Below are 18,071 nucleotides of genomic sequence, written 5' to 3'. Positions count from 1 at the left end.
GCGGTCTCGCGGAAGGCGCGCTCGAGATCGTCGAGCGACACTTCGCCCGGACGCAGCGGACGCTCCAGGGTCTGGTCGATCAGCGCGCCTTGGGTCATTTCTTTTGCGGGTGCGGGCGCAGCCGGGGCTTCCGGCACCAGCGGCGGAGCTTCAGCGACAGGAGTAGCAGCAGCGGACGCGATCGGCTGCGCCGACGCGGACATCGCGGCCGTGCCCTGCTCGACCATCGCTTCCAGCTTGTCGATGAGATCGCGGTCGGTGCCCTCGGGCTCGGCTTCGGTCGCTTCCAGCCCGGCCAGGATTTCCTTGATGCGGTCGATCGAGGCCAGGATCACCGTCACCGCGCCGGCCGTCACCGGCATGCCGTCACGGAATTTGCTCATCAGCGTCTCGCCGGCATGCGCCAGCGCTTCAAGCCGCGGCAGTCCGAGGAAGCCGCACGTACCCTTGATGGTGTGGACCAGGCGGAAGATGTTATCCAGGATCTTGGCGTTGTTCGGATCCTGCTCGAACTTCACCAGCTGATTGTCGACGGTGTCCAGGCTCTCGCTGGTCTCCGTCAAAAACTCCCGCAACAGATCATCCATGAAAACAGGCCTTCATACAGAGAGGGCACGCACCGTGTGTGATGCGCCATTCAGAATGGGGCCAGCTTCACCGCAAAGCGTTTAATAATGGTTGAGTATGTGCAAAAGAACGGAACCAACAAAGAGATAAGGCGCTCCGGACAAGCCGAAGCGCCTTGTAAAGAATCGGTTAACTGTCTGAGGACGACGGCGCGTTTACGAAGCGGTAATGATGATGGCTTCGCCTTCGGGCTTGAGCGTCACGGTCAGTCCGCAGGCCAGCGCCAGCAGCCGCGTATAGTAAGGCTGGATCGCGTGTGCATCCGCAGCCGGGCCGCGCTCGCCGCTCAGGAGCTCGGCAATATTCTGCGGCAAGCGCGCATTGTGGCCTGCCGCAGTGATGCGGAAGCTCATGGTTTCGCCCTCACCGATCGGATCGACCGTCAGCGTGCCGCCGCGCGGGATCGTATGCTGGGAGACGATCAGCATATTGAGCAGCAGCTTGACGCGATTCTTCGGCAGCAGCAGCCGCGGCAAATTCCACGTGATCGTGCATTTGCCGTCCTCGATTTGACCGCGCGCCATGGTCTGCGCGTCACCGAGGTCGATCTGGGCGCCGGCGGAGCCGGCTGCGCCGAAGGCGAGACGGCAGAACTGCAAGCGGGCGGAGGCCGTCTTGGCGCTCTTGCGAATCAGATCGAGCGCGAATTCGCGGTCCTCGGGCTTGGGATCGTCGTCAAGCACCTCGAGCCCATTGACGATGGCGCCGACCGGGCTGATGAGATCATGGCAGACCCGCGAGCACAGGAGTGCCGCGAGTTCGAGCATATCGGGAGCGGAAGCGGTACCGGGTGACGGAGCGTCAGACATAAAGGGTTCCTGGAATTGCACGGTGCGGACGCGGCGAATCACGCATGCTCGACGGATGCTGCGGGTTCTAACATTCGCCAGCCCGTGGCAGCTAGCTTGCGATAGGTTCGAAGCGGCCATAAAGGTCCAGTCGAATCAATCGGGGCGAATCAACTGAGAGAAACGAGATTTGCCGATGAATGAGGCATGCAGGTGAGGATCATCGACGGCGAGGCTGCATCCCGGTTGATGGCGCCACTCACCGCGCTGGTGGTGCAGGCGGGCGAGGCGATCCTCGCGGTCAACCGCGCGGCGATGCGGGTCGACGGCAAGCAGGACGGCTCGCCGGTCACCGAGGCCGACCTCGCCGCCGACCGAATCATCGCAGACGGCCTGGCCCGGCTTGCGGGCGACGTGCCGTCGCTCTCGGAGGAGCGGTGCCAGCTCGCCTCGCCGCCGTTTCACGACAGTTTCTTCCTGATCGATCCGCTTGACGGCACCAAGGAGTTCGTCGCCGGCCGCGACGAGTTCACCGTCAACCTCGCCCTGGTGACCCAGGGCGTGCCACTGCTCGGCATTGTCAGCGCGCCCGCGCTCGGGCTGCTCTGGCGCGGCATCGTCGGCCGTGGCGCCGAGCGCGTGACCCTGGACGGCCCGACCATCGGCGCCGCCGCGCAGATCCAGACGCGCAGGCTGCCCAAGCAGGGCGACCCCTGGATCGCAGCCGTGAGCCGCTCGCACGGCGACAACAAGAGCGAGGCGTTCATCGACGGTCGGCCCAATGCCATACGAAAGACCTGCGGTTCAGCCGTGAAGTTCGGCCGGATCGCGGAGGGCAGTGCCGACATCTATCCCCGCTTCGGACCAACCTGTGAATGGGACGTCGGCGCCGGCTGCGCCATCGTGACGGCAGCTGGAGGCAGGGTTACCGACGGCAAAGGTGGCGAGCTCAGATTCGGCGAGCTTCGCGATACCGGCTTCATCGTTCCGGAGTTCATCGCCTGGGGCGACCCGGAGGCGATAGGGTCTTACTGACCGAGCTTGTCCTGAAGCGCCGGCCAGCGCTTGCCCACTTCATAGAGGAAGCGTTCCGGATTGGCGGCGAAGGCGTCGCGGTTGTCTTCCCGGCTGAACAGATAGAGCCGCTGCGCCGAGATCACGAAGAAGCGGGGATTGCCGGCGACAACCACGCCGCGGGCGATATCGGCCGGGTCGTAGCCGCCGAATTGCGGCCCGTAGACCTCGGGATGGGCCAGGAAGGACGCCTGGTTGCCCTCGTTGCGAAAGCGCCAGACCGCGCCCCAGAGGTTCGCCTCAAACTGGGCTGTCCCCTGCATGGCGCCGCCATCGACGAAATAGGCCACGGGGTCGAAGCCTTCGATGGCCACACCGCTGAAGCGATTGATGACGATCCGCTCGGTGGTGGCCGCCAGTGCAGGCAAACCCGAGCAGGCAATCCAAATGCCCGCCAGCAGACAGACCAGGCGGCCGATCAAGGCAATTCCGGGGCGCAAAGGGCTATCTTCCTGCCGTTGTGCCGTCATAGTTGCTGCGGATAACATCCGAGTCGAGGGGACATCCGGCGCAACCTAGAGCCGTGCCTGTTGGCATCAGGTTAAGGAAGCGACCGGATTCGATACCAGGGGTTCTTTATGACTTTCGCATCACGCCTTGCCGCAGTGGCGCTTGTAGCGCTGGCTGGCTGGATCGTGCCGGCCTCCGCCCAGACGGCGGCGCCGCCGCCCAACCTGCCGCCGCCGCAGCGGACCCCGTCGCCCAACACCTATGGGCCGGACGAGCTCGTCAACGCCGGCCACCACTTCTTCGGCAATGTCTCGCGCGGGCTCGCCTCGATCATCGAGAAGGCGGTCAGCCAATGGGGCCTGCCGAACGGCTATATCCTGGGCGAGGAAGGCTCCGGCGCCTTCGTCGCCGGCCTGCGCTATGGCGAAGGCACGCTCTACACCAAGAACGCCGGCGACCTGCGCGTCTATTGGCAGGGGCCGTCGCTCGGCTTCGACTGGGGCGGCGATGGCGCGCGCACCATGACGCTGGTCTATAATTTGCCTGCCACCAACGCGATCTACCAGCGCTTCGCCGGCATCGACGGCTCGGCCTACATCATCGGCGGTTTCGGCATGACGGCGCTCACGTCCAACAACATCGTGCTGGTGCCGATCCGCTCAGGCCTCGGCCTGCGGCTCGGAGCCAATATCGGCTACCTCAAATACACGCCGCGAGCGACCTGGAACCCGTTCTAAAGCGCGATCGCGCTTTAGATTGTTGTTTGAGCATGATCTTTCCGGAAAACCGCTGCGCACTTTTCCGGATCATGCTCTAGGGTCCCCTCCTCCGATCCGGTTCCGGATTCACGTTAACAACAGGGCGGGGCTGGCTTTTTGCCGGCCCGCCATGCATTGTTGTTGGTAAATTTTTCCTTAGCTTTCGGAGTTTTGGCCGATGGTCGAACCGATCATGTACCTGGCGATCGGTTTCCTGCTCTCGATGCTGTGCGGGCTTGCGATCGTGCCGCTGGTGCATAACCGCGCGGTGCGCCTGACCACGCGCCGGCTCGAGGCGGCGACCCCGCTGTCGATGGCCGAGATCCAGGCCGACAAGGACCAGCTCCGCGCCGAATTCGCCATGTCGGCACGGCGGCTCGAGATGAGCGTCGACCAGCTCAAGAACAAGACCACGAGCCAGCTTGCCGAGCTCGGCAAGAAGAGCGACGCCATCAACCGCATGAAGATCGAGCTCGGCGAGAAGAACGCCACGATCTTCGCGCTGGAGGCGCGCGAGAAGGCGGTGAAGGAGCAGCTCCGCGCCACCGAAGAGGAATTCAACACCAAGACCGCATCCTTGCGCGAGGCCGAGATTGCGCTGAGCGCCAAGCAGGGCGAGCTCGCAAAAATCAATTCCGAGCTGTCCGACCGCTCGTTGATGGCGGAGAGCCGCCAGGTCGAGCTGGTCGCGGTGCGCGCGCAGATCGAGGAGTTGAAGAATCGCGTCGGCGACGCCGAGAAGGAATTTTCCGCGACGCAGGCGCGGCTGACGCAGGAGCGCTCGGAATCCGAGACCGCCTCGCGCGAGCTTGGCGATGCGCGCGGCCGTGTCGAAAATCTGAGCCAGCGCGTCACCGAGCTCGATCGCCAGCTGATCGTGCAGGTGAAAGAGGCCGAGATGCTGTCGGGCCGCGTCACCGACCTCGAAGGGCGCCTCGCCACCCAGGGCAAGCTGCTCACCGAGCGCGAGTACGAGAACAACCAGCTCCGCCAGACCAATGAGGGCTCTGATCGCACCATCAAGGAGCTGCGCGTCGAGATCGCAGCGCTGAGCGGCGGCAAGTCATCGGCCGCGGTCGAAGCGCTGCGCACGGAGAAGACCGCGCTGGAGGACCAGCTCCGCACCGCGCGCGACGAGCGCGCAAAGCTCCAACGCGACATCAATGCGATCCAGCAGCAGGCGGAGAGCTCCTGGGCAACCGAGCGCATGGAGAACGCGCTGCTGCGCGAGCGCATCAACGACATCGCCGCCGAAGTGGCCAAGCTCGCAATGCAGCTCGAGGGCCCGAACTCGCCGATCGAGGCACTGCTTGCAGCCGAGGCGGGCCAGCCCCCAAGGCCGGCGCCGCGCCCGGCCAATGACGCCGCGACAAATGGAGCGGCGGCAGCCAGCCTCCCCGAGGGCGGCGGAACGCTCGCCGAGCGCATCCGCGCGCTCCAGGCCCATGCCTCCCGCGCCCGCCAGCAGGGTGCGTAAGCGGGCCGAAATCCGGCCTCGCCGCCGAATTCGTCAGTGACAGAAGGTTTTCAGGCCTCAGGGCGCCTGAAAACTTGACAGCTTTGGCCCGCACTTCTAAATCGCGATCTCCAATGTGCCAGCCTGCCGAAAAGTCCGGCCGCCTGCATGATGGTCCCGGGTGCATAGCTCAGCGGGAGAGCGTTCCCTTCACACGGGAGAGGTCCAAGGTTCGATCCCTTGTGCGCCCACCATTAATCCTTTGCAATCAATGATTTAACGAATTAATTCCCCGGAGATGTGCCCCAGAAAAGCTGGGGCACAATAGGGGCACAATCAGGAACCGGAAAGGAGCCGCTGCAGACGCGCGATTATCCGGCCACCCATCAGCATGCGCTCGCCGTCGATCTGAACTTGCGATCGTTTCGATAGCGTCCATCCGAGGACCGGCGCATGAGCGTAGCGGTCGGCAAGACGGAAGTGACTGAACACTCCGTTGATCGAGGCCACGTAGGTGGACACGAGGCTCGCCGTGAAGGTGCTCTGTGTCGACTGGCAACGCAGGAGCGCGAAAAAGGGCAACCAGATCTGCTTCAGATTGGGCACCTTGCCCAGTGAACCTGCTGCGCCGATCGGCAATGCCGAGATCGAACTGAGACCATCGCTGAAGAGAAGATTCGATCCGTCATCCAAGGTAGGATCGCTGCTGACCTGCACGAAAACAGCGGTCCGAATGAATCGTCGAGTGCCGGGAGGATGGGGTTCACGGTCGTCCTGAATAAGATCGCCGATCTCGCGGAGTACCTCCAGCGCCGAGTTCGATCCAAAGTTCTCGACGTACCCGCCGTCCACGACGGCGTCGTAGAAGCGGCCGGTCCTGTCGTACACGGAGCCCGCCGGCTCGATGAACGGAAAACGCGTGCTGATCCCGATCGCGGCCGACAGAGGCAGCGGCCGGACCTTCGCGACGTTCAGCAGTTGCTCGTTTTGGGTAAGGCCGGCGGCGACTATCCGCTGCCCGGTCAACCCGGAGACTCCGTTGAGAACGAGTACAGGAAAGCGGGAGTTCGCGTCGATCCGATCGATCCGTCGGGAGAGTCCTTCTCCGGCATCGAGCATCGTGTTCCGCCATGCGGCCTCCCATGCTTCCTCGAGAACGGCCGATCGGTCCGGTACCCAAGGCAGGGGCAGAAGGTCGCGGAAGAGAAGTGCGGCCAGCACCGGACCCGTAAAGTCGTGGTCCAGGATGGCTTGCCCGCACAGTCGATAGCCCGTGATCGTCTCTCCCGCACGGTTTCGGCACTCGACCAGCTTGCCAAGTCGCGCGTGCTGAAGAAGAGCCCGATACACGCCTGCTCCGAGAGAGCCGCCGGACACGCCGCTGATCATGAACGTGTGCCGGTCAAACGAGGGAAACCGATCCTGGAGGTCGCCCAGAATCGTGGCTGTCCAATACGCCGCCCTCAGACCGCCTCCCGCGGCCGACACCAGAATGATGGATCGCTGTTCGTCGACCTGGTTCAGGAACTCGTAAGCATAGAGCTTGTTCGTAAGCGGTGCCGGCCCGCGCAAACTCGCCCTGCGGTCATCCTCTTCGACGTTTTCCGACGGCGTCGCGCGAACTTCGGGAAACGACTTGGCGCCGCAATCGGTACATCGGATCGAATGGGAGTCCACCCAGAGACTCACCACCGTTGCCATCCCGATTGAAACCAACGGGATCGCAGCCCACGCACGGCGCCAGCAAAGCTGGGCGTAGGTAATCGCGATCAGCCAGCACGACGCGGCGAACAGCAGCGTCGCTTCGGGTCCCACGGTCCACGCGAAGCCGATCGGTGTGGAGAAAGCCCATACGAACAGCGCGAGGCCGGCGACGCCGAACAACGACCGGCTTCGCAAGGTCCGGACGAGCGCGTGGCCGATGCACCATAGATGGCGGCGAGCCCGCGCTTCGACGGAGCGGAGAGCCGCCGGAAAGATCAGGACGCCCAAGGATTGCATCTCGATGATCGGATAAAGACGAATCGGATCATGCGGCAACGTCGCCGCCATGTGCATCGCCCGAACTTCGGAGACCGCTATCACGCCAGCGAAGCCGACCGCGAGCAGCGCCGGCATCGCCGATCGGCGGAACGCGGCGAGGCGGCCCGCCAGCAGAATGGGTCGGGACCTGCATTTCCGGTCGGAACAGTGCCAGATCGTCGCCGAAAACCAGATTATGGCGATCAGCATCCGGATCTGCGCCAGCGGAGATTCGGCGCGGGCCAGGGCCAGTTCTTCCGCCTGCGGCGCAGCTAGGAACGTCACTAAGATGATGGTGATGAACGCGAGGGTCGTGCGCGACCCGTACAGCGTCCTGTGTACTCTCCTCAGGAAAAGCCGCAGCGCTCCAGTGACCGCGCCGAGCCACGCGCGGACGATGGCAAACCGGGACAAAGAGCCGTCCCTCCGCCGAGGAGTTTCAAACACCATGTGAGACACTACGCATCCCGGCGATCATCTGCCAACGCATCTCAACTCAAGCGCTCGGGCCGATCCGCATGAGGCGAGCTAACTGCATCAACAGATCCATCCTGCAGCACTCACGTCCCGAACGCAGTGAGCATCTTCTAAGCTATTGATTTTTCTCGCTGTGACGAGCCCTTCCGTCCCGTTTTGTTCACGCTCGTTTCACCCAATTCGTTGCGATTCCGTTGCGGCGGTCTGGAGCGAGAACGGTGAACATCGCCGCGATTCCTCGGAGCCCAACAGTTCGTCTCGCTGGATGCACGCCTGCCTGCGCCTTAACGGGTCGGTCCGGAACGAGATCTCCCATCTGCTCGGGTAGATCCGCGCGCCGGAACGCGAGATGCGGATACAGCCGCAGGCGGGGGGTCTCGAGCGCCGGGCCAAGCTCCTGCTCGCGCGCGTGCTGACGAAGGTCGACGACCTCTGCCGCCAGCGCGAGGCGCTGCGGCCGTCCCGATCCGCCCCCAATCAGTGATGCCACTGCTTCACGCACCTGCGCGTAGGCGTGGTAGCTAGTTCATACACCTGCCAGCAAGGTACGATGCCCGCCCTTCACGCTGCAGGGATCAAAATGATGGATGCAGAGGCAAGAACGCTAACCCGCGCGGTCGGTTCGAAGGCCGCTGTCGCTGAGTTCAAGACCATCGCGATATTCTGCGGCCTCTGACCGCTGCTCTCCCTCGCCGCATGAGTTACGGCCCGGATCCGGCAGCCTTCTGAGCGGGCGCCGCGGGGCAGACTAGGAAGCGTTCGCCCGCGCCCGTTCGCGCGCCTCGCGTCGACGCTCGAGACGAGCGCGTCGCCACCTCGCCCGTTCGGTCGGCTGCGGTAGCCGAGGCAGCGGCGCATCCACCTTCTCGGTCCGCACTGTCTCCATTGGCTTATCGGCGCCAGGACGGGCCTCCATGAATTCCAGCACGGTGCGCCCCTTGGCGGTGATCTTCCAGCCACCGTTTTCGCGCTCGACGAGTCTTTGCGAAAAGATGTCGAGATTCGGAACGCGGGCAGCCAGCCGCTTGGTGCGAACGGTCCACTCTCGACCGCTGGTCGCCAGGATCGCCATGTCGCGCTTAAGGTCGGCCATCACGGCAAATCCGTCCGGGTAGCTCACCAGGATCTTCAGTACCGTGACCTGAAAATTCACCCAGCCCCCCGTCGGCCGTCAGCGCCACATGGTCGGCGCTTGTGAGAGAGCTTCGCGCCCGACCTGCTTGAGGTGGTCCGGAGATTTGTCGCCCCGGGTTGCGGCTTCCAGAATTTTCGAAGCCACGTGGGTACGGGCACCGGTCTCGGATCGGGAGACGCTTTCGCACACCTCGTCCAGGACCGCGCGCAAAAGTGCGGTGGTGGCAGGATCGAACATGGCCCCCCAGAAGAAAGAACTGTCGTAACGCAACCACAAGGGCGTCGAATTTAAGCTTGTTAAAATCCCTAGGACTCTACACCGCGGCCTGGACTTGGCAATAGCAGCGCCAATAGCAAACGACCGACAGAAACGAACGATCGGATCATTGACATGATGCCGCCGACAGCAGCTGAAGATTCTCCCATCTATCGAAAGGTAGCCCAACTTGGCTAGGGACGCGCCGTCTGGATAATCCGCCCTAGAGCAGTCGCTTGTGCGCGATCAATGTCGTTGCAGCCGTTCAAAATACTTGAGGCGCGATGCCGTTAAGTCAGCCGACCGTGACTGGACTGCGCCGCTTTTCCAAACGCGCGCTAAGATTTAGGGCTTACGGGAGTTTGTGCGCAGCGATATCGGCGCTTTAAGCCTCGTTTAGGCCACAACGCATGGACCCGCCGAATGGCGGAATCAAAGTCAGCTTGATTATTCAATGATTCTAACGCGCATTTGGAAAAAAGCGCAAAATTGCGCCCCAGCAATATCAATAGCTTGGCAGTTGTTTCCAAATGAAAGAAGAGCTTCCGAGACGATCGAATATCTATCCGCAACGGCACCGTTCGGGAGCGATCCATCAGCGACAGGCAATGTCTCGGCGTAGGTTCAAATCCAGGAGGCGCAACCACCGACACCGACAATCGCTGGTGGTGGCCATTTGATGTGGGATTGGCCCCGCTCGCTGCAGAAGCGCCAGTTTCAACCGTTGGACGGAAGAATCCGAACCATGGTGGAGATCAAAATCGACCCGGATCATCGATGATTTCAATGCGAACAAAGTAGCGAACTCCACCTGAGACAAATCTTAATGTCGGTGACCGCTAAAACTGCGAATCCTTCCATCATCGAAATTGCGTCATCATTTCAAACCGAGGAGACTGATGGCAGCCGCCGTCACGCTAGGTCGTCTCACCGAGGGTGGGCGATGAAATCAAGAAGGGCCGAGCCGAACTCTTCTTCCGCGGTATTGATGTGGGCGATTGTGGATATGTGATTGTGCCCGCGCAACCAAATCACCGGTGGGCAACGCCCCTTCGCCTGTGAGATTCTATGTACGAGTTCGGCGCAGTGCACGTCTATGATGAGGATTCTCGTATTCACCCCAGGCAACGAGCGTCGGAATGGAATCCGGCCCGACGTGCGAAACCGGTGAAAGACGATCGAGCTCCTCAGGACTGGTCGTTCCGTAATAAGTTTCGACCCGCTTCGCGTTTGGATTGCCTGCCCGATTCTCCATCCTCACCCGGCCGCTGACGACGATGAGCCCCGCGAGACCAGAGCCCTCCTCGGCACCTGCCGCAGCCGCGTGGCTACAATCGACCGTGATTGCGCAACGCCGAATGCGAATAGGCAGTAAGAGTTGGTGCCGAACTGATTGAAGGCTCCACGGCGACATTTTGATCTGCGGAACTGAAAACATTGACAAAATTGGAAAGGTATTCAACGTGGTTGCCTTAATGAGATCGATCGCGCGCTGCTCGTCCATCGCACGGTACTCCTCCGCCACGTCGGCGATCCGTGCATGCACTGCATCGACACCTGCGTGCGGCCGCCGATTGTTACCGGCGCGGTGGCAACTGCTGGCGCACGCACATGGTGAAACTATCGTTGCAATCTCTGTCCTTCTCTCGCCCGCTGAGGTAACGCATGCAGCGTTCCACCGCGGCAAGATAGGCGGTCTCAAGGTAGGGATTCTATCCCTTATTAGACGCTTTGATCCAGACTTCCTTGCGGCTTTGCTGACGCGTTTGAATTGCGCGCTAAAGATTCGCCGCGGCTGGGGTCGTTCCAGAATCCCCTGCATTCTGGAAGGGCTTGCGTCTCAACGATGGACGTCATTGCGAGGAGCCGGCGGGTCGCGCGAATGCGCGCCGGATGAGAGGCTCTGAAGCAATCCAGGCTTCCTGTTGTCCGATGAATTGCGTCGCTTCTCTCGCAATGACGGCGATCGAGCTGTTTGAAATTCGAATCGGGAAATTGAGGAGCGATCACGCACCGTCGAGATCGCGCGGGTCGGCGGACGGATGGAAGATCGTCGGCAAGATGCGCGGCTGTCGATCCGTGATCGTTTACAGGTACTCTAGAACCCCTCATTCATCCCCCACCCCGTAGACTCACTGGTCTCGCCACAAGGGAAATTTAGCATTTTAGGCTCTTAATCTGGACCCTGCGGCAAGGAGCGACGCCCCAAGGGAGAAACAGGTCTTGAGATCGGCTGCCAGTAGCTTGAACCCGACGCAGCCCGACGACGCAGCGAACGTCTCAGTGACGCCTGCACTCGAAGCCGAGACGGAGCGCTTGCTGTCACAACGCACGCGCGACATCCAGTTTTCCCCCGAGATGGTTCGGGCGTATCGCGAAAAGGACTGGCCACAGCGAAGCAAAATTGCGCGCTCGTGGATGGTCTGGGTCGCGCTGATGAGCATGGCCTTCGTACCGGTCAGCCACCTTCTCGCTCCCGACTTCCTCGCGCTCGCCATCGCCATCGGCGGGTTGTTGGTTCCCGCGCTGCACGCCTGTGCCTATCTGGTCTGGCGGAAACCCCGCAGCGCGGCTGTCGAAGGCCTCTCGCTGGTGCTGCTGATGAGCAGCGTCATGATTGCCTACGGCTTCCTCGCCGTCGCGGTCGGAGGGAGCAACTATGAGCGCTTGCTCATCTGCATCATGTACATGAACACGATCGCGATCGTCGTCTTCAATGTCGACCAAGTCTGGTCGCTGTCCCTGATGCTCTGCTCCACGGGGATATTCTTTGGTTTTGAAATCGCTAATCCTGCGATCGACCTCAAGGATGCGATCGGGACGTCGATCTTTTATGCGATTGGAATCTATTCGGCGACCATCGCGCACAAGACCCAGACGATCCTCGGTCAAAAAAGCTTCCTGTTGTCCCTGCGCAACCAGTATCACAGCACCGCGCTGGAAAACGCTAACCGTCTGCTGGAAATACTCGCAACACGAGACCCACTGACCGGACTCGGCAACCGCCGTTCGGCTACCGATCTGGTCGAGAGGCTCTGGGGCGATCCCTCGATCCCGAAGGCCTGTATCGCGTTCATCATGGCCGATATCGACTTCTTCAAGCGGCTGAACGATACCGCGGGCCATGCCGCTGGCGACGAGTGCATCAGACGGGTCGCGAAAACCATCGAGGTATCGGTACGCACCGATGAAGATTCCGTCTTTCGCTATGGCGGCGAAGAATTCCTTGTCGTTCTCGCCCACGCCACGCCCGATCTTGCCTGGACGATCGCGGAACGTATCCGCGGGTCGGTCGAAGCGCTTGGTATCGTCAATCCCGGCAGGCATCCGGTGGATGGTTCCGCCGGGGTGGTGACGATCAGCTTGGGCGTCGCCTTCGCGCATGGAGATGCCGCGCCGGAGACAGTCGCAAAATGGGCCGACGACGCGCTTTACGATGCCAAGCATTCTGGCAGGAACCTCGTGTTCTTGTCGAACGCTCATGCAACCGCCGATGACACGCGTCACTCGCAGCAGCATAGCCCGGGCGATTCGACGACAACTTGTGTCAGAGTTGTCGCCTAGGCCGCCGTCTGGGCATCCAGTGAAAGCGCTTCGAAAGCCGTCATGATTCCTGTCATACAACCTCCCGCGGATTTAGCGGGTGCGCTTGGCCGTGCGCCCGCCAAACGCGTTACATGGATCACCGTCGTGAGGTCAATTGCGCCAGATAAGCCGCGACAGACCTCGATGAACATATTGTTCGCTAGGCACGCTCCGGAGCGCCCTGGGTCGACTTGGTAATTCTGAAGTTTGAGGGCGCCAAAATCTATCCGCTACTATTGCGAACCCGCTCGTCCGCGCTCCTCCCAAACTCATTCGTCGCATACCCTCAAGATCGACCGTTCCTTCGTTCGGGACCTGCCGCGGGATTCAGACGACAAGGCCATCGCCGACGCCATCATCAGCCCCGGCAAGGCGCTGGGGCTCACCATCATCGCCGAAGGCGTGGAAACTGCCGAACAGGAAACCTTCCTGCGCGAGCACGCTTGCGATGAAATGCAGGGCTTCCTGTTCAGCAAGGCGGTGCGGTCCGAAGACATCGCCGACCTACTCCGGCTTCCGCACCTGGCAGCCCCGACGCTTCAACCGGAACCTGGCGTCTCATCGGAACGGTCCGTGGCATAAGCAACGCCGCGCCGGAAATTGAACGCCGCGCCTTTACGGGACAATGCTCGGCTAGATCTGAGCAGAAATCCGAAACCCCGGCAGCTTTCACTCCGGGTTCGTCGGTTTCGGTGGTTGCGAGGATAGGGTTTGAACCTATGACCTTCATGTGAGGCTGAAGATTAGCCTCACAAAGGTTGCAGAGAGCCATGAAAGTTGCTGGGCGCCGAGGTATGAACAGCCGTCGGCTGACCATCGATTTTTAACAGAACTATCCACGTCCAGTTGGCTCTGCGTGGACGGGGGCTCGCAATTTAGGCCGCGCGGATCTTACCAAGGAAATCGTCGACTTGGCCGCGCAGTTGCTGGGTCTGAGCGCCCAGCGTCTCCGAGGCTGTCTTCACATTCTGCGCAGCGGCGCCGGCCGCATCGGCGCCGGCGCTGACGCCTACGATGTTGTCGGACACGTTCTTAGTGCCTTCCGCAGCCTGCTGAGTACTGCGGGTGATCTCCTGGGTCGCGGCACCCTGCTCTTCGACGGCTGCAGCGATCGCTGTGGCGACTTCGTTGACTTCGCCGATGATGCCGCCGATCGCCTTGATCGCCTCAATGGCCTCACCCGCGACCTTCTGGATGTCGGCGATCTGCTCCGAGATATCGTCGGTCGCCTTCGCCGTCTGGCTCGCCAGCGATTTGACTTCGGCAGCGACCACGGCAAAGCCGCGGCCGGCTTCGCCGGCACGGGCTGCCTCGATGGTCGCATTCAGCGCCAGGAGATTGGTCTGCGATGCGATGTCGTTGATCAGGCCGACCACTTCGCCGATCTTGTTGGCGGTGACCGCAAGCCCCTGCACAGTACTGTCGGTCTCGCGGGCTTGGTTGACGGCGCGGCTGGCGATCCCGGCAGCATGCGCGGCCTGCCTCGAGATGTCGCCGATCGACGCGCTCAGCTGTTCCGATGCCGATGCCACGCTTTGCACGTTCATCGAGGCCTCATCCGACGCCTTTGCGGCGATCTGCACGCTGGCATTGGTCTGGCTGGAGACCTTCGACATGCCATCCGAGGTGGCTCGCATGGCGTTGGATGCGTCGCCGAGTTGGCTCAGCGTCTGGCGCACCTGATTCTCGAATTCTCCGATATAGGCTTCGATGACCTGCTGGCGACTCGCCGCGCCGGCATTTCGCTCGCGCTCCTGCTGTTCGATCCGCGCTTTCTCGACCGCCTGCTGCTTGAACGTGGCCAGCGCACCGGCCAGCGCGCCGATCTCGTCACGGCGCTCGGTGTAGCCGGTATCCACCGTGAGGTCACCCGCGGCTACTTTCAGCATGCCATCGCGGATGGCGTGCAGCGGCTTGATGGCGCGGCGGCCCACCAGCATCATGCTTCCGGTCGCCAGCGCAAGGGCAGCGGCAAGCAACATCATATTCAGGATTAGCGATTGCCGCGCCGAAGACCACCGCATCGCGGTGTGACGCTTGGCTTCGTCGAGCGCGCGCTCGGCAACCGTGACAGCAGTGCCCAGACGCCTGATCACATCAGTCCCCCACTGACCTCCGTCCGGTTTCTCGCCGGCAATCGTCGCATTCAGCAACTGGTCGGAGGTCGCCATAAATTGCGGGTCGAAATAGGCTGCTTTGGCCGCTGTCATCGCCTCGAGCAGGCTGGCCGGTAATTGCGCCCCCGCCACCATGGTTTCCAGCGCCTTCCAAACGAACTTCGTGCCGGTGACGAATTCTGAATAGTTTTGACGCGCTTCTGGCGCCAGGCGCCCGGTGGCGAGACCGTTCGATAGCAGCAAGGCCGCTTGACCGCCGGTATCGCGGACCAGCCAGGCGAGTTGCTTGATCGCCAGCAATTGATCGACCACAGGATCGGTGTTGTCCACGGCCGCCGCGAGCTGCGTGGACAACTTATCCAACGTCAACAGCAGTGCAGTGGCGGTCTCGACATATTCCTTGGCGAGTCCAGGCCGACGCAACGCCTTCGGCTTGCTGATCGCCTCCATGCTTTCAGCTTGCAGAGCTTTGAGCGTCTCGATCTGCCGGATCAGCGCGGGAAGCAGCGCCTTTTGATCGGCGAATTCGACCATTGCGGCGAGATCCGCGATCGGTCGCAACGCCGAGTTCTCGGCCTCGCGATAGGTGGCGATATTTTTCTCCGCATCGGGAGCCAACACGTCAGCGTTCAGAGCCTGGTTCGTCGTTGCGCGGTCGGTGCGCAAATTATGCATCGCCTTGAATGCATTCGCCGAAGCCTCCGCGATGATCGATATTCGTCCGGTGGCCTGCAGCCGACCCCAGGACTCCCAGGCGGTCATGACAAGAAAGGCCACTATACAGGTGGCCATGACGGCAATCACCGACTTGAGCATCGCCGAAATGGTCAAACGATTCAGCATGGCTCCCCCCCACTATTCCGACAGTTTGGGCTCGAACGGTAAATATTCAATCTTTGAGCTGCTACGTTAAACTACGGGATTGCCGGTTTCATGCCGCCATGTGTATCGGGGAATCCCCTGGAACGAGATCGACGACGGCAGCCTTGTCAAAATGCTTGCTCGATCCTCGATCGGTTCCGAAAAGCGTATCGAACGGCTCGCGCCCACCTCGGTATGGCGCTGTGGGGACAGCCCGGAAATCCGTCAGGATAGCTTGTCTCAGACTGTACGATTCCCTGCGAGACGCTTTTTCCGATTGCTCTGAGATCCAACGCATGCAGGCAGCGCTATGTCGCAAGCAAATCGGAGCGCCGAATGTACGCGGTGAAGAACGAAGTAACCGCACGACCGATCAAGCATTACGTTCAAGGTCATCGAAACCCGTGATCTGTCCGGCAATGGCGCTCGCAGCCACCGTGTGCGGGCCGGTTCTCGTTTCAGAGCTTTGCTCTTGTTTTCAGAACGCAAAAAGTCGCGTGGAGTAGCTCGCTGCAGCTAGGGATTGGCTGTTCCCGACTTCATCGACAGCGACCAGTCGGCCATCGACCGCTCGGTATCGCGGCCTTCGCGGAGCAGCCATTCATAAAACGCCTCGACGGTCGGTGTCGGATGAACCGCATTGGCAAAATACTGACGCTGTTTGGCCGCGAGCACGCCGAACGGCATGCACAGGCTGCCTGTAATGATGTCATCGATCGCAAGGAAAAGCGGAACAAGCACGACGCCGAGTCCGTCTACCGCCGCCTGCAATGCAAAATACATTTGCTCGAATTTGAGTGAGCCGCGTGGTTTGATATCCGGGACATCCGCAGCCTGCAACCAATCGGACCACGAATAGGGCTCAGTCGCATAGCTGATCAGAGTCTGCCCCGCCAGATCCTGCGGTTTGCACATCTGTCCACCGTCGAGGAGATCGATATGGCAGACGGGAACGATCAGTTCGGTCATGAAAGGCTGCGAGACGTAGCCTGACAGAGGCTCCTGCGCTCCACGTATCGCGATGTCGTAGGCGTTGTCGTGGAAATTCACTGGAGCGGTGGACGTCGTCAGCCGGATTTCGACATCGGGACGCCTACGCTGAAAGCCGGAAATTCGCGACAGCAACCAGCGCATCGCAAAGGTCGGCGGAGCATTGATCCTGAGCACCGTCGGCGCTGTCCTATCCAGCATCTGCATCGAGGCGACCGCCAGCCGGTCCAGCATCGAGGTGACTTCAGCGAGGTAAATGCGACCAGCTTCTGTCAACGCCAGATGCGACGCGCTGCGCAGAAACAGCGGAGTTCCCAGCCAGCTCTCCAACAATCCGACCTGCCGGCTGATCGCACCATGAGTGACGTTGAGTTCGGCCGCAGCTTTAGTAAAGCTCACATGCCGGCCTGCCGCTTCAAAGGCGCGTATTGCGTTTAAAGGGGGAAGTTTCCGCACCATAGGCGATGTGTATGGGCCAAGGCCCAAGGTCGTGGCAAGTCAGTTTTTCTTACCGCGGCCGCGGCCAGACTGGTGCCGGCTAGAATAGTCAACACTCGGCTTTGTTTGCATACATATGATCGAACAGCAACTTATTGAATTTATTGGTGTCATCGAACTGCGGCAAGTGGCCGGCGTTCGCGATCGTCTCGAGACGCGCACCTTTGATGGCCTCGTGAAGTACATGCATCGGCTGCAGCATTCCGGCATCATTCTGTCCGACGATGAGCAGCGTCGGAGCGATGACCTTGCCTGAATCGCCGAGAAAATCCAGTTTCTGAATCGCCTGCGCGCCTCCGACGAAACCTTCTATAGAGGTGTCCTGGATCATTTGCGCTATCAGTCCGTAAGCGGGATGACTAACGTAGTTCGCGCCAAGCCAGCGCTCGCAGGTGGATTGCACCAGCGCACCAGTCCCCAGTTTCGTCGCCAAGGCAATTCGCTCATCCCAGCCAGCCGCGAAAGCCGCCGGTGCGTCCCCACGTGTCGCGCACAGAGTCAGGCTCTGGATTCGGTCGGGATGCAAGATACCAAAGCCCAATCCAACCATCCCGCCCATTGACACGCCGACGAGATGCGCCCGGTCGATGTTCAGCTCGTCGAAGATGGAGATGTTGTCAGCGATCAACCCCTGCATAGTATAGGGCGGCGAAAACGGTGACGAGGCGCCGTGGCCGCGGAAATCAACGCAAACAACCCGGTAGCCCAGCGCCAAGGCGCGAGCGGCTTGGTCCGTCCAGACCCGGCTGTCGGTGAGAATTGAGGTGTTGAATAGAACTGCCTCGGCATCCTCAGGCCCAGCGACATAGGCCGCCAGATACTTGCCGTTCTCCGTACCGTCGAGCCTGATGCGAGAAAAGCCGGCAGCAAGCCGGTCTTGCGCGACGACGGGTTTGTCTCCGTTTGCGGTTGTCGCGGTGGTCATATACAGCCTCCTTCAAGCACTCATTCGCAAACGTCAAAATGATAAACAGCGGC

The 18,071-nt window shown here is 61.3% G+C and carries 15 protein-coding genes and 1 tRNA gene; 6 read left to right on the top strand and 10 right to left on the bottom strand.

Features of this window, described 5'->3' with window-relative positions:
• Together UB31_RS28665 and chpT are read right to left on the bottom strand one after the other, a co-directional pair.
• Positions 1–587 (bottom strand): Hpt domain-containing protein (locus tag UB31_RS28665; protein ID WP_045012722.1); only part of this gene is annotated, 587 nt, incomplete at its 3' end.
• Positions 588–782: 195 nt separating this feature from the next.
• Positions 783–1,436 (bottom strand): histidine phosphotransferase ChpT, encoded by a 654-nt coding sequence (gene chpT, locus UB31_RS28660; protein ID WP_045003242.1) that lies wholly within the window; start codon positions 1,434–1,436, stop codon positions 783–785.
• A 186-nt stretch (positions 1,437–1,622) separates the two neighbouring features.
• Between chpT and UB31_RS28655 the strand changes: the two genes are divergently transcribed.
• The gene (locus UB31_RS28655; RefSeq protein ID WP_045003244.1) at positions 1,623–2,450 is read left to right on the top strand and encodes a 3'(2'),5'-bisphosphate nucleotidase CysQ family protein; all 828 of its coding nucleotides are present in this window, start codon (positions 1,623–1,625) and stop codon (positions 2,448–2,450) included.
• Here UB31_RS28655 and UB31_RS28650 read toward each other — a convergent pair.
• Positions 2,444–2,929 carry a YHS domain-containing (seleno)protein gene (locus tag UB31_RS28650; protein WP_045003246.1) on the bottom strand — a complete coding sequence of 162 codons (486 nt, stop codon included), beginning with the start codon at positions 2,927–2,929 and terminating at the stop codon, positions 2,444–2,446. The two genes, UB31_RS28655 and UB31_RS28650, sit on opposite strands and share 7 nt — an antisense overlap.
• Positions 2,930–3,067: 138 nt before the next feature.
• Here UB31_RS28650 and UB31_RS28645 point away from each other — a divergent pair, with 138 nt between their 5' ends.
• The 3 genes from UB31_RS28645 to UB31_RS28635 all read left to right on the top strand — a co-directional run bounded on the left by UB31_RS28645 (position 3,068) and on the right by UB31_RS28635 (position 5,407).
• Positions 3,068–3,676 carry a DUF1134 domain-containing protein gene (locus tag UB31_RS28645; protein ID WP_045003247.1) on the top strand — a complete coding sequence of 203 codons (609 nt, stop codon included), beginning with the start codon at positions 3,068–3,070 and terminating at the stop codon, positions 3,674–3,676.
• Positions 3,677–3,875: 199 nt separating this feature from the next.
• Positions 3,876–5,174, top strand: coding sequence for a coiled-coil domain-containing protein (locus UB31_RS28640; protein WP_045003248.1), 1,299 nt, complete (start codon positions 3,876–3,878; stop codon positions 5,172–5,174).
• Between the two features lie 158 nt (positions 5,175–5,332).
• A tRNA-Val gene (locus UB31_RS28635) sits at positions 5,333–5,407 on the top strand.
• A gap of 82 nt (positions 5,408–5,489) precedes the next feature.
• On the opposite strand, the gene UB31_RS28630 is transcribed toward UB31_RS28635, so the two are convergent.
• The 4 genes from UB31_RS28630 to UB31_RS41715 all read right to left on the bottom strand — a co-directional run bounded on the left by UB31_RS28630 (position 5,490) and on the right by UB31_RS41715 (position 10,546).
• The gene (locus UB31_RS28630; RefSeq protein ID WP_156175598.1) at positions 5,490–7,589 is read right to left on the bottom strand and encodes a patatin-like phospholipase domain-containing protein; all 2,100 of its coding nucleotides are present in this window, start codon (positions 7,587–7,589) and stop codon (positions 5,490–5,492) included.
• An 811-nt stretch (positions 7,590–8,400) separates the two neighbouring features.
• Positions 8,401–8,805, bottom strand: coding sequence for a hypothetical protein (locus UB31_RS28625; RefSeq protein WP_045013289.1), 405 nt, complete (start codon positions 8,803–8,805; stop codon positions 8,401–8,403).
• An 18-nt stretch (positions 8,806–8,823) separates the two neighbouring features.
• On the bottom strand, positions 8,824–9,024 hold the full coding sequence (locus UB31_RS28620) for a hypothetical protein (RefSeq protein ID WP_045013332.1): 201 nt from the start codon (positions 9,022–9,024) through the stop codon (positions 8,824–8,826).
• A gap of 1,084 nt (positions 9,025–10,108) precedes the next feature.
• Entirely contained in the window at positions 10,109–10,546 is a 438-nt protein-coding gene (locus UB31_RS41715; protein ID WP_156175597.1) for a hypothetical protein, read from the bottom strand.
• A 719-nt stretch (positions 10,547–11,265) separates the two neighbouring features.
• On the opposite strand from UB31_RS41715, the gene UB31_RS28615 reads away from it, so the two are divergent.
• Together UB31_RS28615 and UB31_RS28610 are read left to right on the top strand one after the other, a co-directional pair.
• Positions 11,266–12,606, top strand: coding sequence for a GGDEF domain-containing protein (locus UB31_RS28615; protein WP_156175596.1), 1,341 nt, complete (start codon positions 11,266–11,268; stop codon positions 12,604–12,606).
• A gap of 228 nt (positions 12,607–12,834) precedes the next feature.
• On the top strand, positions 12,835–13,209 hold the full coding sequence (locus tag UB31_RS28610; protein WP_045013288.1) for an EAL domain-containing protein: 375 nt from the start codon (positions 12,835–12,837) through the stop codon (positions 13,207–13,209).
• A gap of 293 nt (positions 13,210–13,502) precedes the next feature.
• Here the strand turns inward: UB31_RS28610 and UB31_RS28605 are convergent, their stop codons facing one another.
• The 3 genes from UB31_RS28605 to UB31_RS28595 form a co-directional block, all read right to left on the bottom strand.
• Positions 13,503–15,587, bottom strand: a complete 2,085-nt coding sequence (locus UB31_RS28605; RefSeq protein ID WP_045013287.1) for a methyl-accepting chemotaxis protein — start codon at positions 15,585–15,587, stop codon at positions 13,503–13,505.
• A gap of 534 nt (positions 15,588–16,121) precedes the next feature.
• The gene (locus UB31_RS28600; protein ID WP_045003288.1) at positions 16,122–17,054 is read right to left on the bottom strand and encodes a LysR substrate-binding domain-containing protein; all 933 of its coding nucleotides are present in this window, start codon (positions 17,052–17,054) and stop codon (positions 16,122–16,124) included.
• Between the two features lie 88 nt (positions 17,055–17,142).
• The gene (locus UB31_RS28595; protein WP_045013286.1) at positions 17,143–18,018 is read right to left on the bottom strand and encodes an alpha/beta fold hydrolase; all 876 of its coding nucleotides are present in this window, start codon (positions 18,016–18,018) and stop codon (positions 17,143–17,145) included.
• Positions 18,019–18,071 lie beyond the last annotated feature (53 nt).

The organism is Bradyrhizobium sp. LTSP849 (assembly GCF_000938255.1).
GTDB lineage: Bacteria > Pseudomonadota > Alphaproteobacteria > Rhizobiales > Xanthobacteraceae > Bradyrhizobium.
Note: the sequence above shows the minus strand (reverse complement) of the source record. Positions and strands in the feature narration are given on the sequence as shown.

What these genes read in the sequence shown, in the direction of transcription:
- chpT (WP_045003242.1), bottom strand. Translation starts at nt 1,436, where the DNA reads ATGTCTGACGCTCCGTCACCCGGTACCGCTTCCGCTCCCGATATGCTC.
- UB31_RS28655 (WP_045003244.1), top strand. Translation starts at nt 1,623, where the DNA reads ATGCAGGTGAGGATCATCGACGGCGAGGCTGCATCCCGGTTGATGGCG.
- UB31_RS28645 (WP_045003247.1), top strand. Translation starts at nt 3,068, where the DNA reads ATGACTTTCGCATCACGCCTTGCCGCAGTGGCGCTTGTAGCGCTGGCT.
- UB31_RS28640 (WP_045003248.1), top strand. Translation starts at nt 3,876, where the DNA reads ATGGTCGAACCGATCATGTACCTGGCGATCGGTTTCCTGCTCTCGATG.
- UB31_RS28620 (WP_045013332.1), bottom strand. Translation starts at nt 9,024, where the DNA reads ATGTTCGATCCTGCCACCACCGCACTTTTGCGCGCGGTCCTGGACGAG.
- UB31_RS41715 (WP_156175597.1), bottom strand. Translation starts at nt 10,546, where the DNA reads ATGGACGAGCAGCGCGCGATCGATCTCATTAAGGCAACCACGTTGAAT.
- UB31_RS28605 (WP_045013287.1), bottom strand. Translation starts at nt 15,587, where the DNA reads ATGCTGAATCGTTTGACCATTTCGGCGATGCTCAAGTCGGTGATTGCC.
- UB31_RS28600 (WP_045003288.1), bottom strand. Translation starts at nt 17,054, where the DNA reads ATGGTGCGGAAACTTCCCCCTTTAAACGCAATACGCGCCTTTGAAGCG.
- UB31_RS28595 (WP_045013286.1), bottom strand. Translation starts at nt 18,018, where the DNA reads ATGACCACCGCGACAACCGCAAACGGAGACAAACCCGTCGTCGCGCAA.